This window comes from Streptomyces sp. NPDC025651 (assembly GCF_055558735.1).
On sequence record NZ_JBVHLZ010000001.1, the window covers coordinates 670,542 to 684,412 of the forward strand.

Consider the following 13,871-nt stretch of genomic DNA (forward strand, 5'->3'; position numbering starts at 1 on the left):
TCCACGTTACACACAGGGTTTTGCGTGTTAAGTGGACGTAACTCTATGGTGGACGGAGCCGAACTGACGGGCCGTCCAGTGCCCCGGGGAGATCGGAGAGACGCGTGGACCGCAGCGCGACCACCGCCCATCCGCATCCGGGTGTCCGCCCGAAGTCCGCGGCGCGGCGGGAGCTGCGGGAGCGGGCGGCCCAGGTGCTGTGGGCCAACTGGACGGGGACGTCGACCGTGCCGTCCCGTGCGCTCTATCCGCACCAGTGGTCCTGGGACTCCGCGTTCATCGCGATCGGGCTGCGCCATCTCTCGCCGCTGCGCGCGCAGTTGGAGCTGGAGACGCTCCTCGCCGCGCAGTGGGGCGACGGCCGCGTGCCGCACATCGTCTTCGACGACGCCGTCCCCCTCGACGCGTACTTCCCGAGCCCCGACTTCTGGCGCTCCACCACGGCCGGCCGCCCGGCGGGAGCCCCCGCCGGCGTGCAGACCTCCGGCATCGTGCAGCCGCCGGTGCACGCGCTCGCCGCCTGGCTGGTGCACCGCGCCGACCCCGGCCTCTCCAGGGCCCGCTCCTTCCTCACCCGCATCCGGCCACGCCTGGCCGCCTGGCACCGCTATCTGCTGTGCGCCAGGGACGCGGGCGGCGCGGGGCTCGCCGCCGTGGTGCACCCCTGGGAGCAGGGCATGGACAACAGCCCCTGCTGGGACGCCCCGTTGAGCCGCGTCCGGCCCGCGGAGCGCGATGCCTACCGCCGGGCCGACCTGGACCACGGCGCCTGCGAGGACCGGCCGACCGATCTGGACTACGGCAGGTATGTGCGGCTTGCGGCGGAGTACCGGGATCGGGGGTACGGGGATGGGGCAGGGCTGGGGGGCTTCTGTGTGGAGGATCCGTCCTTCAATGCGTTGTTGATCGTGTCGGAGTATGCGTTGGCGTTGATCGAGGGGGAGTTGTCTGAGGGGTGCTTGTCTGAGGGGCAGGTGTCTGAGGACTGGCGGTCTGGCAGGCGGTTGTCTGAGGACCGGCGGTCTGACGGGTGGCTGTCTGAGGATCAGTCCTCTGAGGGGCGGTTGTCTGACGTCCGGTCCTCTGAGGCCCGGTCCTCTGAGGGGCGGCCGTCCGAGGGGCAGTTGTCTGAGGAGCAGTTGTCCGACGACGAACCCCTCACCCCCCACACCGCCCAGATCCGCCGAGCCCGCGCCGACGCCCTGACCCGCACGCTCGTGGACCGCCTGTGGGACCCCGCCCAGGGACTCTTCCTCTGCCGCGACCTACGCCCCCACGGACCTCACGGCCCCCACGGACCTCACGGCCCCCACGGCATCGGCGGCCCCCACGACACCCACGACACCGGCGGCCCCCACGACCCCCACGGCACCGGCAAGCTCATCCCCGAGCGCGGCGTCACGGGGCTGATCCCGCTCGTGCTGCCCGCGCTGCCGGGTGACGTCGCCGCGGCTCTGGTGCGCACCGTCCGCGGACCGCACTTCGGGCTCGGTGGACCGGCGCGGCTCGTGCCGAGCCACGATCTGACGGCGCCCGCCTTCGACGCGCACCGCTACTGGCGCGGGCCCGCGTGGTTCAACACCAACTGGCTTGTGGAGAAAGGGCTGCGGCTGCACGGCGAGCGGGCGCGCGCGGACGCGCTGCGCGAGGAGATGCTCGACGTGGCGGGCGCCTCCGACTTCGCCGAGTACGTGGATCCGTACACCGGCAGGGGCCGCGGCGCACGCGGCTTCGGCTGGACCGCGGCGCTCACGCTGGACCTGCTCGCCGACGGGCGAGGCGAACAAGGCGTACGGGGTGAACAAGGCGTACGGGGTGAACAAGGCGTACGGGGCGAGGAAAGCGGACGGGGCGGAGAAAGCGGACGGGGCGGGAAGAGCGAGCGGGGCGGGCTCTGTGGAAACGAGGTGTGGGCATGAGTGATCGGCATCGACTTCTGGTGCGGGGGCGGACGTTCGTGGCCGTCGGCACGGGCGGCGACATCAGCGGCGTCGGCGGGGTGCGGGGCGGCGGCGCGGGCCCGGACGGCCTCTTCGTGCGGGACGCGCGGCACCTGAGCCGCTGGCAGCTGACCGTCGACGGAGCCGTGCCCGAGGTCCTCACGCCCGTGGACACCTCGGCCGCCGCCACCGAGGCGGCACGCTGTGTCCTGGTGCCGCGCGGCGGCCGCCAGGAGCCGCCCGCGTACACCGTCTTCCGCGAACAGGCCGTCGCCGAGGGCGCGTTCGTGGAGTCGTTACGGGTCGTGAGCAACCGCGCCGTGCCGACCCGGGTGCTGCTCGCGCTGACCGTGGACGCCGACTTCACCGACCAGTTCGAGCTGCGCGCCGACCACCGTACGTACGCCAAGTCGGGTGCCGTCAGGTCCCGTCGGCCGCTGGAGGCCGACGAGGGCGAGGGCGGCGGCGAGGGCGAAGGCGAAAGGGCCGGCGCCGGTGTCGTCGGGGTCGAGTTCGTCTACCGGCGCGGCGAATGGTGTTCGCGTACGACCGTCACGGCCGACCCCGCGCCGGACGCCGTCGAGGAGACCGGGGCCGGCGCGCGCCGCCTCGTCTGGGTCCTCGAACTCGACGCGCACGGCACCACGCACGTGGCACTGAGTGCCGCCGCGCATCCGCACGGGGAGCCTGCGGCCGCCGTGCCGGAGTCGCCCGGCGAGGCGATGAGCCAACTCGCGGTCATCGAGGCGGACTTCGCGTCCGGAGTCACGCTGCCCACCCGCTGGCCCGGCCTCGCCGCCGCCTGCGCGCGCGGCCTCGCGGACCTCGCCGTCCTCCAGGTGCCGGCGAAGGGCCCGGACGGCGAGAAGCTCAGCGTGCCCGGCGCGGGCGTGCCGTGGTTCCTCACGCTGCTGGGCCGCGACGCCCTGCTGACCTCGCTCTTCGCCCTGCCCTATCTGCCGCGCCTGGCCGCGGCGACGCTGCCCGCGCTCGCCGCGACGCAGGCCACCGAGGCCGTCGAGGGCGCGGTCGCCCAGCCCGGCAAGATCGTCCACGAGGTGCGGCGCGGCGAGCTCGCGCACTTCGGGCAGGTGCCGTTCGGCCGCTACTACGGCTCGGTCGACGCCACCCCGCTCTTCCTGGTGCTGCTCGGGGCGTACACGGAACAGACGGGAGACACGGCGACCGCCCGCCGTCTGGAGGGGGCCGCGCGTGCCGCCGTCGGCTGGATGCTGGACCACGGCGGGCTCACCTCGCGCGGCTATCTCGTCTACCGCGCGGACGAGGGCGGCCTCGCCAACCAGAACTGGAAGGACTCGCCGGGCGCGATCTGCTCCGCCGACGGCAGCAGGGCGACGGGGCCCGTCATGGCGGCGGGCGCGCAGGGGTACGCGTACGACGCCCTGCGGCGCACCGCATGGCTGGCGCGGACCGTCTGGGACGACAAGGTCTACGCCGACCTCCTCGCGCAGACGGCCGCCGACCTGCGCAGCCGCTTCCAGCGGGACTTCTGGATGCCCGGACAGGGCTTTCCCGCGCTCGCCCTGGACGGCGAGGGACGGCAGGTCGACGCCCTCGCCTCGGACGCGGGCCATCTGCTGTGGTCCGGGCTGCTGGACAAGGAGTACGGCGAGACGGTGGGACGGCGCCTCCTGGAGCCCGACTTCTTCTCGGGCTGGGGCGTGCGGACGGTCGCGTCGGGCCAGGCGGCCTTCCATCCCCTCTCCTACCACCGCGGTTCGGTGTGGCCGCACGACAACGCCCTGATCGCCCTCGGCCTGGCCCGCTACGGCCTGCACGACGAGGCGCGCACCGTGGCGGGGGGCCTGATCGCCGCGGCGGCCACGGCGGACGGCCGCCTTCCGGAGGTCCTCGCGGGCTACGACAGGGCCGCCCACCCGGCCCCTGTCCCGTACCCGCACTCGTGCGTCCTGGAGTCGCGCTCGGCGGCGGCCCCGCTGGCGCTGCTGACGGCGGTGGGCGGGGCGTGACGTGCCCCTTGTCTGTGTCACTCGCCCTATATTCGATCGGCGCCCACCAGTCAATTGGGCAATTGTGTTCGGATGGGCGTCGATGCGAAGCCAGCAGCGGTTGTTATTTCTAACGCCCCTTATTGGGACGCGAGTTCGCCCTCTCACCCGTTGTGGTGCGACTGGTCCGACAAGATGGCGATCTTCCGTGACGTGATGCCAGCATCGTTCGTGTTCCTAACACGCCTCTGCGGAACGGGTGTTGGCCTCTAGGTCGACGTACGGCCGCGCCTTTCCGAAGGGCCACTTCATCATGCCTTCATTTCCCGAGTCCGGCCGACCTTCCGACGAATCCGCCGAGGAGATCCGGCGCAAGGAGCGGGAGTTCGCCGAAGCGGAGGCGAAGGTGGCGCGCCGCCTGCGGGTGGCGAACCGGCTGCTGGCCCTGCGGGCCGCCTTTGCGGCGGCCGAGGCCGTGACGGGTAACCCGGCCTATCGGTCGGCGGGCATGGCCGTTCAGTGGGCCATCGACCGGCTCCAGGACCCCGAGTGATGCGAGGCAAGGCATGAGCAAGCCCACGACCGACGGCCCGTTCCCGATCCCGGTGTCACTGGAGCGGCAAGAGGCATGGATCGAGGCGGTGTTGAACACCGACGGGGTCAACCTTCCCCGGGGTGCCCTGGAGAACATCGCCCCATTCATTGTCGACCCCGAGGACAGCCTGGGCGATCCCGACGGCCAAGGCCTGCGCAGACTCAAGAGCAGTGTGGTCCGCCGTGTCCGTACGGACGCCGGGGACATGGTCGTCGCCGTCGTCCGGATGCACGGCGTCGGCGGCGTCCAGTGGGGGCACAACGAACGGATCAGTTCGATCTGGCGTTCCGTCGCGGACCCGACGGTGGACCGGGAGTCCGAGAAGGCGCTGGCCCCGGTCCGGCCGTGGATGGGCGTCGACGAGGACGGGCGCGAGACGTGTTTCGCCGCGCTGGAGAGCACGGTGGTGGACCGGCAGGCGCTGATGATGAATGCCGAGGACGCTGCGGACGCACTGAAGAGGAGGGACCGCGTCCGCCCGTACGACCTTGAAGAGGACCTCGTGCTCAACGGGCAACAAGATCCCGGCATGTATGTCCCTCAGCAGGTGCGTCTCGAACAGAATACGGAAAGCGATGCGGATGGCAATCCGCTGTATCCGGACGCCTATTGGGGCTGGATGGCAGTTCGAGGAAATAATCGAACACAGAAAAGGCAATCGATTTTCCGTTTGACTTCCGGGGAGGTGCTGGCAGGAGTCCCGGCCGAGAAACTGGAGCGCGAGGGGGACGGGATCATCTGCGATCCCCGCGTCTGGCTCCCCGCATTCTCTGCCGTGCTCAACAGGGAGTACGCCGAGACGGCCGACGATGAACTGGATCCCACGAGCGGCTCGCGGGCCCGCCGGGCCGCTGCCATCGCGGTGGTCGACGCCCATCTGGTCATCGGTACCCCGACCCCGCAGCGCCTCTACCGCATTGTGCAGATGAACAACCGGCGCGACCACGTACACCCGCCGTTGGAGTTCGACGCCGTCGACCGCTCGCGGGCGCTGGGGCGGAGTGTGCTCGGGATGTACGTGGGCCAGCGGGTCATGGACGAGAGGACGGCGGAGGTCCTCTCGGGGCTCGCGCCGATCCGTGAACTCCCCGACGCGTCGCCCGACATGACGATCTCCGAGCTGCGCGACCTGCGCTCCATGCGACTGCTGCAGGAGCTCTTCCCGGTCGATCCGCGCAAACGGCATCTGCTGCGGCGCGTGCTCAGCGAGAATCCACCGTCCCAGCTCAACGCCGAGGAGATCAAACAGCGGGCCCGCGCCTGGTCCGCGCTGACCTCGGAGAGCTATCCCGTGCCCTGGAACCCCCGCCTGGGGCAGGTCTTCTCCACGCGGGCCCGCGAGGGCATCCTCCTCTCCGGGCGCAGGCTGCCGGACCTGCTGGCCGCCGCGGACACGGATGACGAGGCCTTCGACGAACTGGTGTCCTATCGCGCGGCCCACTGGCTGGCCTCCTTCGGCATCATCGAGGCCGATCGGGGCTCGCTCGACGGCCAGGAGGCGATCGGCGACACGGGGGAGCGGGTCCGCCGGTCCCGCCGCACCGTCATGAACTGTCTTCAGGCCCTGCGTCACGAGAAGAGCCGGCAGGCGGCGGTCGGTCTGCTGAAGTCGCTGGCCACGGCCATGGACGAGGGCGATCGGCGCCCCTGGCGGGTCAGCAGCTCCGGGAAGGAGATGGTGGGTCGTGAGATGACGCCGCTCTGGTTCGACAGCGAGTTCCCGAAGGACACGGGGACGCGGCCACGCAAGACGGCGGTGCCCACCGTGCCGCGGACGACGGCAGTTGCGTTGCGGGGGACGGCGGCCACCGTGCCTGCCCCCTCGCCCCCGCTGTCCGTGGGTGCACCAGCGCCGTCGACTCCGGCGCCCGCCGCCCCGACGCCCTCGGCCGCCCCCGGGGCCGGGCCCGCACCCGCGGTCCCCGCCCAGACGTCTCCCGGCCCTCCCGGCTCTCCCGCCTCGCCGCACGGCACCGCACCAGCCACTCCAGGCATCCTGGTGGAACGGATCGAGGAGCGGATCAAGGAGTTGCACACGGCATCCGGCGAACTCGGTGACCTTCTCTCCGATCTTGAGGCGCAGGGCGGCGCGGCGTCCGCGGACCGGCTCATCGACCGGAACCGCGCCGACGCGGCCATCCGACTCCTGAACCAGACGCTGTCCAGGCTGCGCAAGCTCCCGGAACGCATGGAGGACATGGCCGAACCGGAGTGAGGTGAGCTCAGTCGTCGATCCCCGACCTCTCCACCCCCGCCACGATCCACCGCTGGAAGAACAGGAACACCACCAGCAGCGGCACGATCGACACCGCCGCCGCGACGAACAGCGTGTGCAGCCTGATGACTTGGGACGTCGTGAACGTGGCAAGGGCCACCTGGACCGTCCACGCGTCCCGGTCCTGGCCGATGACCAGCGGCCACAGGAAGGAGTTCCAGGCGCCGATGAACACGATCGTGCCGACGGCCGCGAAGACGGGACGGGAGTTGGGGACGACCACGCGCCAGTACGTACGCCAGTGGCCGAGCCCGTCCACGCGCGCCGCGTCCTCCAACTCCCGTGGAAAGCCCAGGAAGTACTGCCGGAAGACGAAGCACGCGAAGGCCGAGAACAGCGTCGGGACGATCAGGCCGCGCAGCGTCGAGACCCAGCCGAGCGAGGAGACGAGGACGAAGCTCGGCACGAACGTGACGGCCGCGGGGACCATCATCGTGCCGAGGATCGCGTAGAAGACCTGGTTGGCGTAGCGGTAGGGGATGCGTGCGAGGCCGTATCCGGCGAGGGAGGCCAGTACGAGCGTGCCCAGCGTCGTCGCGACCGCGATCAGGGAGGAGTTGAGCAGGGCGCGCGCCATCGGCACGGTCGGGTCGTCGAAGAGCTCCGACAGGTTCGACCAGTGCAGCGTCGAGGGGAAGAACGTCCAGTCGGGCGAGGTGATGTCGTCCTCGGACGCCAGGCCGTTGCGTACGAGGAGGTAGAAGGGGATCAGGAAGAGCAGCGCGAGGGCGATCAGCAGGACGAGGCGCAGCGCGCGGCCCGTCCTGACCAGGGCGTCGTCCATGGGCCTCTTCGCGGGTGCGGTCACGGTCCTCTTCACGGGTGCGGTCACGGCCCTCAGTCCTCCTTCCTGCCGAGGCCGAACCAGCGCGCCTGGCCGACCGTCACCACCGCGACGATCAGCGCGAGGATCACCGCGCCCGCGCTGCCGAAGCCGAGGTTCTGCTCCTGGCCGAGTGCCGTGTAGTAGAGGTAGACGAGCGGGGGCCTGGCGTAGGGCGGATAGCCCTGGGAGTCCGAGAGCAGGTTGTAGAACTCGTCGAAGGCCTGGAAGGCGTTGATCACCAGGAGGAGGGTCACGGCGATCGACGTCGCGCGCAGCTGCGGCAGTGTGATGTGCCGCAGGACCTGCCAGCCGGGCCGCGCCCCGTCCACCGCCGCCGCCTCGTAGAGGGTGGGCGAGATGCGCTGCAGGCCCGCCAGGAAAAGGATCATGTAGAAGCCGGCTTGCAGCCAGAGCCGCACGGTGACGATGACCAGCCAGTACCAGGGCGGTTCGGTGGTGGAGAGCCAGGCGATCTGGTCGGCGCCGAACCAGCCGAGCACGGTGTTGGCGAGCCCGAACCGCACCCCGTTGAAGATCGACAGCTTCCAGATGAGGGCCGCCACGACGTAACTGCACGCCGCGGGAAGGAAGAAGACCGACCGGAAGAAGGCCTGGGCGCGGCGCAGGCGGTTCACCATCAGGGCGAGCGCGAGCGACAGGACGAAGGTGGTGGGCACGATGAACGCCGAGAACACCGCGAAGGTCACCAGGCTGTCGGTGAACGCGTCGTTCCGCAGCATCGACGTGTAGTTGTCGAAGCCGATGAAGTCGGTCGGCGAGACCGTGTTGTGGGCGTCGAAGAAGCTCAGGTACACGCTCCACAGGAGCGGTACGTAGGTGAACAGGGCCAGGCCGAGCGCGAAGGGCCCGACGAAGACCCAGAACCACAGGGTGCGGTTCTGGGTGCCGAGCAGCCGGGTGCGGACCGTGGCGCCGGGCGGCCGGGAGCCGCCCTGCGTGTCGGACGCCGTCGTCAACTGCCGCCTCACGACTTCTTCTTCACCCGGTCCAGCTCCGCCCGCACCGTGCGCACGACGGACTTGAGCTCGCTTTCCGGGTTCGCGCCGGACTTGATGATCCGGCTCAGCGCGTCCTGGTACGCGGTGCGGCTCGCCGGCGTCCACAGGAGCGGTTCGGCGTAGCCGTACTCGGTGGAGTAGCGCACGGCTTCGGCGGCCGGGCCCTCCTTCAGCTTGTCGGCCTTCTTCGCGAGGGAGAGCCTGGCCGGGATGTGGAAGCCGTAGGAGAGCGCGAAGTCCTCCTGGTACTCGGTCCTGTCGATCCACAGCCACTTCAGGAAGTCCCTGGCCTCCTCCTTGTGGTCGCTGCGGGCGCTCACCGCCGCGCCGTACGCCCCAACGGGCAGCGACGGCGTGCCACTTGGCCCGTCCGCGGGCAGCGCGAGGACGCCGAAGTCGTCGCCGAGCTCCTTCTTCACGGCGGGCAGCGCCCACAGGCCGCACCACTGCATGGCGGTCAGCTCCTGCACGAACGCCGAGGGGTCCGACCAGTCGGCGGGGGCGCCGAGCAGCAGCGACTTGTCGGCGTAGAGCCGGTGGAGCTTGCCGAGGGTGCGGGCGGCCGCCGGGTCGTCGAAGCCGACCTCGCCGTCTTCGGTGACGGAGGACAGGCCCGCCGCGTACAGGGGCGTGATGCCGAGCGCGCCCGCGCCGCCGTCGTTGCCGAGGAAGAGGCCCTTCACCTTCCTGGTGGTCAGCGCCTTCGCCGCGTCGACCAGCTCGTCCAGGGACTTCGGGGGCCTCACGCCCGCGTCGTCGAGGAGGCTCCTGCGGTAGTAGAGCAGGTGCATGTCGATGACCTGCGGGATCGCCCAGATCTTTCCGTCGTACGTCTTCGGGGCGAGCACCGCGGGGTTGAAGTCGTCCTTCACCCCGTCGAAGAGGTCGGTGAGGTCGACGACCTGACCGCGCCGGATCTGGTCCAGGGAGGGGCCGTTGACCTCGAAGACGTCGGGGCCGGAGTCGGTGAGCAGGGCCGCGGCGGTCTGCTCGTCGTAGTTGCCCGGCCGCCACTGCACGCTGACGTCCGCCTTCTTGTACGCGGCGGCGTACCGCTTCACGGCCTGCTCGGTGCCCGCCTCGCCGTACTGGTGGTACCACTGCGCGAGCTTCGGGCCGTTGCCCGAACCGCCGCCGTCGCGCCCGGTGTTGGACCCGCACGCGGTGAGCAGCCCGAGCGCGGCGCCGGTCCCGAGCAGTGTCCTGCGGCTGATGGTCATGCTGGTCGTCCCCCTGAGTGATGTCGTACTCGGTGGCGTACTCCGTGGCGTGGCCTTTGTGCCCGGCCCAACGATCAACCATGCGGGGGAATTACGACAGGGGTGTTGCGGACGAGTGTCGCCCCTCGCGGCGCCCGGGTGTCGCGTCATGGGCTCGTCAAGGTGTCCCCAAAGCGTGTATGCACCACGTCAACGGCGATGACGCGGCGGCGCGGCCGTCCTACGGTGCCGCACATGGGACACAACAGGACGACACGGCGCGCCGCGCGCCGGGGCAGGGCGCGGGACGACGGCCTCTTCGGCGAGGCGATGGCGGCCGGGGAGGCGAGGGAGGCCGGGGCGCCGGGCGGGCCCGGGGCCCCGGGCGTGATCACCGCGGACCGCGGCTGGGCCGCCGACGTGCGGGCCGCCGTCTTCTGCTCGCTCGCGCTCTTCGGGCTCGTCCTGCTCGTCGACTGGGCGGGCGGCACCCTCGGCGCGGTCCGCGCCTGCCTGTGGGCCGCGCTCTCCGTGCTCCTGTACCTGGTGCTGCACCCCATGCGGGTGACCGCGGGCCCCGGCTGGCTCGCCGTACAGGGCCTCGGCCGCCGCAAGCACGTCTGCACCGGGCTGCTGACCGCCGTACGGCACAGCGAGGGCGTCGCCGCGCGCCTGGTCCTGTGCGACTCGCTCGGCAACCGCGTCGAGCTGGACCCGCAGATCCTCGTGGCCAACCCCCTGCTCCTGCACCGCCTCGACACGGGCGCCCGCGCCGCACGGGACGCGGGCCTGCTCAGGACGGGCTGCGTGGAACTGCAGCGGCTGACGGCGAGGGCGGACGCAGCGGCGGCGCGGGGGGTCTTCGAGGCGTCGGACCTGCGCTGAGCGGGACCTTCGGCCCTGGGAGAGGAGCGGGGGCGGGCGGACCGTGGAGACATGGAAGCCCGGCACATCCCGCGTTCCGCGGGCACTTCACCCACCGCCCATGCCACAGTCGTACGTGTGGACATCGCATCCCGCGCCGACCTCGACGTGCTGCTCCGCCGCTTCTACACCGCCGCTTTCGACGACCCGCTGATCGGCCCGTTCTTCACGGAGACCGCCGGGACCGACCTGGACGTGCACCTGCCGCGCATCACCGACTTCTGGGAGCGCGCGCTCCTGCGTACCGCCGACTACCGCCGCAACGCCTTCGCCCCGCACGCCGCGCTGCACGCCGCGCGCCCGCTCACCGCCGAGCACTTCGGCCGCTGGGTGCAGCTGTGGCACGCCACGGTCGACGGGCTGCACCGCGGCCCGAACGCGGACCGCGCCAAGGCGCAGGGCGAGCGGATCGCGCTCGCCATGCTGCGGCGCCTCGGCGGCAAGGACGCGTCGACCGAGGGGGAGGGCCCCGGCTTCGTCCCGCTGGCCGCGGTGCGGCTGCGCGCGGCGGCCTGATCCTCGCGGTGCGGCTGCGCGCGGCGGCCTGATCCCCGGGGCGCGAGCCGGACCGCGCCTGCGCCGGCCCCGTGGCTCAGCCCTTCAAGGCCTCGTACCGCACCCCCGTCAGCGTCTCCGACGCCACCCACAGCCGCTCCCCGGTCGCGTCGTTCCGCGTCCACTTCGCCCGCCAGGACCGCGCGGGCGCCCCGCGGTAGCCGAGCGGCCCCGGCCCCGTGAACGAGTCGGGCCGCACTCCGGGCGCCGTCGCCGCGTACAGCGTGGGCAGCGCGCCCGCGTCGGCGGACTGGGCGACCAGGCGGTTGCCGAGCGCCATGAAGCGCTCCATGCCCTTGCGGCCCTCCATCCTGGCGCCCGCGCCCTGCAGGTTCGTCGAGGCGTAGCCGGGGTGGGCGGCGGCCGCGACGACGTCGGTGCCGGTCGCGGCCAGGCGGCGGGCCAGCTCGTGGGTGAAGAGGAGATTGGCCGTCTTGGAGCGGGCGTAGGCGATCCAACGGCGGTAGCGGGCCTCGCTGTTGAGGTCGCCGATGTCGATGTCGGCGAGTGCGTGCAGGCCGCTGGACACGGTGATGACGCGGGCCCCGGGGGTTTCGAGGAGGCGGGGCAGCAGCAGCCCGGTGAGCGCGAAGTGCCCGAGGTGGTTGACGCCGAACTGCGTCTCGAAGCCGTCCGCGGTGCGACGGTGGGGGAGTGCCATCACGCCCGCGTTGTTGATCAGCAGGTCGAGGCGCTCACTCCCGTACGCCGCCGCGAAGTCCCGTACGGACGACAGGTCCCCGAGGTCGAGCCGCCTGAATTCCGCATGGGCGCCCGGCACTTCGGCGAGCAGCCGGGCCACCGCGTCGCCCCCGCGCTCCTCGCTGCGGCAGGCCAGGACCACCCGCGCGCCGCGGCGGGCCAGCTCGCGCGCGGTCACGTGGCCGATGCCGCTGTTGGCCCCGGTGACCACGGCCGTACGGCCGCTCTGATCGGGTATGTCGCTCGCGGTCCACGCCGCCATGACAGGGCTCCCTCCGCTTCGGCAACTTACTCCAGGGTAAGTCGCAGTGGTGGAGGGAGCCTACGGCAGAGCGGCCGCTCAGGCAGCGGCGCCGCCGTCGATCACCAGGTCGGCGCCGACGACCGAGCCGGACTCGTCGGAGGCCAGGTACAGCACGGCCGCCGCGATCTCCTCGGTCGTCGAGACGCGGCCCAGCGGCGTCGACTCCTTCATGCGCGCCGCGCGCCCGGCCTCGGTCTCGCCGGGGCGCAGCGACATGGTGGTGTCGGAGGAGCCCGGGCTGACGGTGTTGATGCGGACGCCGTCACGGATGTGCTCGGCGGCGGCCGCGCGGCTCAGCGCGGAGACGGCGGCCTTGGTCGCCCCGTACGCGGCCGTGCCGTGCACGCTGATGTGCGCGCCGAGCGTCGAGCCGATGTTGACGATCGCGCCGCCCGTGGACTGCGTGCGCATCTGCTTGACCTCGGCCTGCAGGGCGAGCAGCACGCCGGTGACGTTGATGTCGAGCATGGTGCGCCAGTCCTCCTCGGGCAGCTCGGCGACCGGCTGCCCGGCGCGCAGGACGCCCGCGTTGTTGACGGCCACGTCCAGGGAGCCGAAGCGGTCCACGGTGGCGGCGATCAGCGCGGCGAGGTCGGCCGAGCGGGAGACGTCGGCGGTGACGGCGAGGGCCGTGCCGCCCGCGCCCTCGATGAGCGTCACGGTCTCCTTGAGCGGGCCCTCGGTGCGGCCCGCGACGACGACGTTCGCGCCCTCGGCGGCGAACGCGAGCGCCATGGCCCGGCCGAGTCCGGAGCCGCCGCCGGTGACGAGGGCGGTGCGGCCGGAGAAGCGGGAGCGGGCGGTGACTGCAGTCATGACAGAGCTCTTTTCTTGACCGATCGGTTCAGTATGAGGGCGTGCAAAAGGACGTCGCGCCAAGGGCGGAAGGTGATGAGGCCCAAGGGGGCGGGGAGTGGGGGCGGGGTCAGTCGAGCAGGGTCAGCGCCTGCTCCACCGCGTCCCTGATCCGCGCCGGATCCCGGGTGGCCTTGCCGACCACCCGCAGCCCCTGCATCAGGACGAGCAGCATGCGGGCGAGCGTCAGCGGATCGCGGTCCTCGGGCAGCTCGCCCTGGGCCTGCGCCCGGACGAGGGCGGAGTGCAGCAGGGTCTCGATGCCGTCCCAGCTGCGCTCGACGGTGCGGGCGGCCTTCTCGTCGTGCGGGGCCAGCTCTGCCGCCGTGTTGGTGATGAAACAGCCGTTCAGGCGGCGCTCCTCGGCCGAGGACTCCATCCCGAAGCGGCGCACCACCGCACGCACGGCCGGCAGGGCGGGGCCCGGCTGTGCCAGCTCGGAGAGCAGCAGCGGCTTCTGGTTCTCGCCGTACCGCTCCAGCGCCTTCATGTACAGGTCGTGCTTGTTGCCGAAGGTCGCGTAAATGCTGGCGCGGCCGATGCCGAGCTCCTCGACGAGGTCCGCCATCGACGTCGCCTCGTAGCCGCGCCGCCAGAACAGCTCCAGGGCTGACTGCAGCGCGGCGTCCGGATCGAATTCCTTGGTCCTTGCCACACCGAGGACTCTATGGCTATCTGGAACGATCGGTCAAGAGAGGTGAGGGTGG

General features: G+C 71.7%; 12 protein-coding genes. 6 read left to right on the forward strand and 6 right to left on the reverse strand.

Annotated elements, in window-relative coordinates; genetic code table 11:
- Positions 1-104 precede the first annotated feature (104 nt).
- The 4 genes from ACZ4D5_RS02895 (at position 105) to ACZ4D5_RS02910 (ending at position 6,720) form a co-directional block, all read left to right on the forward strand.
- Positions 105-1,919: an MGH1-like glycoside hydrolase domain-containing protein gene (locus ACZ4D5_RS02895; RefSeq protein WP_467770529.1), complete on the forward strand. Its 1,815-nt coding sequence runs from the start codon at positions 105-107 to the stop codon at positions 1,917-1,919.
- On the forward strand, positions 1,916-3,931 hold the full coding sequence (locus tag ACZ4D5_RS02900; RefSeq protein ID WP_467770530.1) for an amylo-alpha-1,6-glucosidase: 2,016 nt from the start codon (positions 1,916-1,918) through the stop codon (positions 3,929-3,931). Before ACZ4D5_RS02895 ends, ACZ4D5_RS02900 begins: the two co-directional genes overlap by 4 nt.
- Positions 3,932-4,223: 292 nt before the next feature.
- Positions 4,224-4,463, forward strand: a complete 240-nt coding sequence (locus ACZ4D5_RS02905) for a hypothetical protein (RefSeq protein WP_467770531.1) — start codon at positions 4,224-4,226, stop codon at positions 4,461-4,463.
- Positions 4,464-4,476: 13 nt separating this feature from the next.
- Positions 4,477-6,720 (forward strand): hypothetical protein, encoded by a 2,244-nt coding sequence (locus ACZ4D5_RS02910; protein WP_467770532.1) that lies wholly within the window; start codon positions 4,477-4,479, stop codon positions 6,718-6,720.
- 7 nt (positions 6,721-6,727) lie between these two features.
- On the opposite strand, the gene ACZ4D5_RS02915 is transcribed toward ACZ4D5_RS02910, so the two are convergent.
- The 3 genes from ACZ4D5_RS02915 to ACZ4D5_RS02925 all read right to left on the reverse strand — a co-directional run bounded on the left by ACZ4D5_RS02915 (position 6,728) and on the right by ACZ4D5_RS02925 (position 9,845).
- Positions 6,728-7,564 carry a carbohydrate ABC transporter permease gene (locus ACZ4D5_RS02915; protein WP_467771474.1) on the reverse strand — a complete coding sequence of 279 codons (837 nt, stop codon included), beginning with the start codon at positions 7,562-7,564 and terminating at the stop codon, positions 6,728-6,730.
- A gap of 53 nt (positions 7,565-7,617) precedes the next feature.
- On the reverse strand, positions 7,618-8,520 hold the full coding sequence (locus ACZ4D5_RS02920; protein ID WP_467771475.1) for a carbohydrate ABC transporter permease: 903 nt from the start codon (positions 8,518-8,520) through the stop codon (positions 7,618-7,620).
- Between the two features lie 71 nt (positions 8,521-8,591).
- Positions 8,592-9,845 carry an ABC transporter substrate-binding protein gene (locus tag ACZ4D5_RS02925; RefSeq protein WP_467770533.1) on the reverse strand — a complete coding sequence of 418 codons (1,254 nt, stop codon included), beginning with the start codon at positions 9,843-9,845 and terminating at the stop codon, positions 8,592-8,594.
- Between the two features lie 234 nt (positions 9,846-10,079).
- Between ACZ4D5_RS02925 and ACZ4D5_RS02930 the strand changes: the two genes are divergently transcribed.
- Positions 10,080-10,709, forward strand: a complete 630-nt coding sequence (locus ACZ4D5_RS02930) for a hypothetical protein (protein WP_467770534.1) — start codon at positions 10,080-10,082, stop codon at positions 10,707-10,709.
- Positions 10,710-10,826: 117 nt separating this feature from the next.
- Entirely contained in the window at positions 10,827-11,264 is a 438-nt protein-coding gene (locus ACZ4D5_RS02935) for a group III truncated hemoglobin (protein ID WP_467770535.1), read from the forward strand.
- 76 nt (positions 11,265-11,340) lie between these two features.
- Here the strand turns inward: ACZ4D5_RS02935 and ACZ4D5_RS02940 are convergent, their stop codons facing one another.
- The 3 genes from ACZ4D5_RS02940 to ACZ4D5_RS02950 form a co-directional block, all read right to left on the reverse strand.
- On the reverse strand, positions 11,341-12,267 hold the full coding sequence (locus ACZ4D5_RS02940) for an oxidoreductase (RefSeq protein ID WP_467770536.1): 927 nt from the start codon (positions 12,265-12,267) through the stop codon (positions 11,341-11,343).
- Between the two features lie 78 nt (positions 12,268-12,345).
- The gene (locus tag ACZ4D5_RS02945; RefSeq protein WP_467770537.1) at positions 12,346-13,125 is read right to left on the reverse strand and encodes an SDR family NAD(P)-dependent oxidoreductase; all 780 of its coding nucleotides are present in this window, start codon (positions 13,123-13,125) and stop codon (positions 12,346-12,348) included.
- 109 nt (positions 13,126-13,234) lie between these two features.
- On the reverse strand, positions 13,235-13,819 hold the full coding sequence (locus tag ACZ4D5_RS02950; RefSeq protein ID WP_467770538.1) for a TetR/AcrR family transcriptional regulator: 585 nt from the start codon (positions 13,817-13,819) through the stop codon (positions 13,235-13,237).
- Positions 13,820-13,871 lie beyond the last annotated feature (52 nt).

Bases quoted from the DNA above. Each gene is read 5' to 3' on its own strand.
- ACZ4D5_RS02925 (WP_467770533.1), bottom strand. From the start codon at position 9,845: ATGACCATCAGCCGCAGGACACTGCTCGGGACCGGCGCCGCGCTCGGG.
- ACZ4D5_RS02940 (WP_467770536.1), bottom strand. From the start codon at position 12,267: ATGGCGGCGTGGACCGCGAGCGACATACCCGATCAGAGCGGCCGTACG.
- ACZ4D5_RS02905 (WP_467770531.1), top strand. From the start codon at position 4,224: ATGCCTTCATTTCCCGAGTCCGGCCGACCTTCCGACGAATCCGCCGAG.
- ACZ4D5_RS02915 (WP_467771474.1), bottom strand. From the start codon at position 7,564: ATGGACGACGCCCTGGTCAGGACGGGCCGCGCGCTGCGCCTCGTCCTG.
- ACZ4D5_RS02910 (WP_467770532.1), top strand. From the start codon at position 4,477: ATGAGCAAGCCCACGACCGACGGCCCGTTCCCGATCCCGGTGTCACTG.
- ACZ4D5_RS02945 (WP_467770537.1), bottom strand. From the start codon at position 13,125: ATGACTGCAGTCACCGCCCGCTCCCGCTTCTCCGGCCGCACCGCCCTC.
- ACZ4D5_RS02900 (WP_467770530.1), top strand. From the start codon at position 1,916: ATGAGTGATCGGCATCGACTTCTGGTGCGGGGGCGGACGTTCGTGGCC.
- ACZ4D5_RS02930 (WP_467770534.1), top strand. From the start codon at position 10,080: ATGGGACACAACAGGACGACACGGCGCGCCGCGCGCCGGGGCAGGGCG.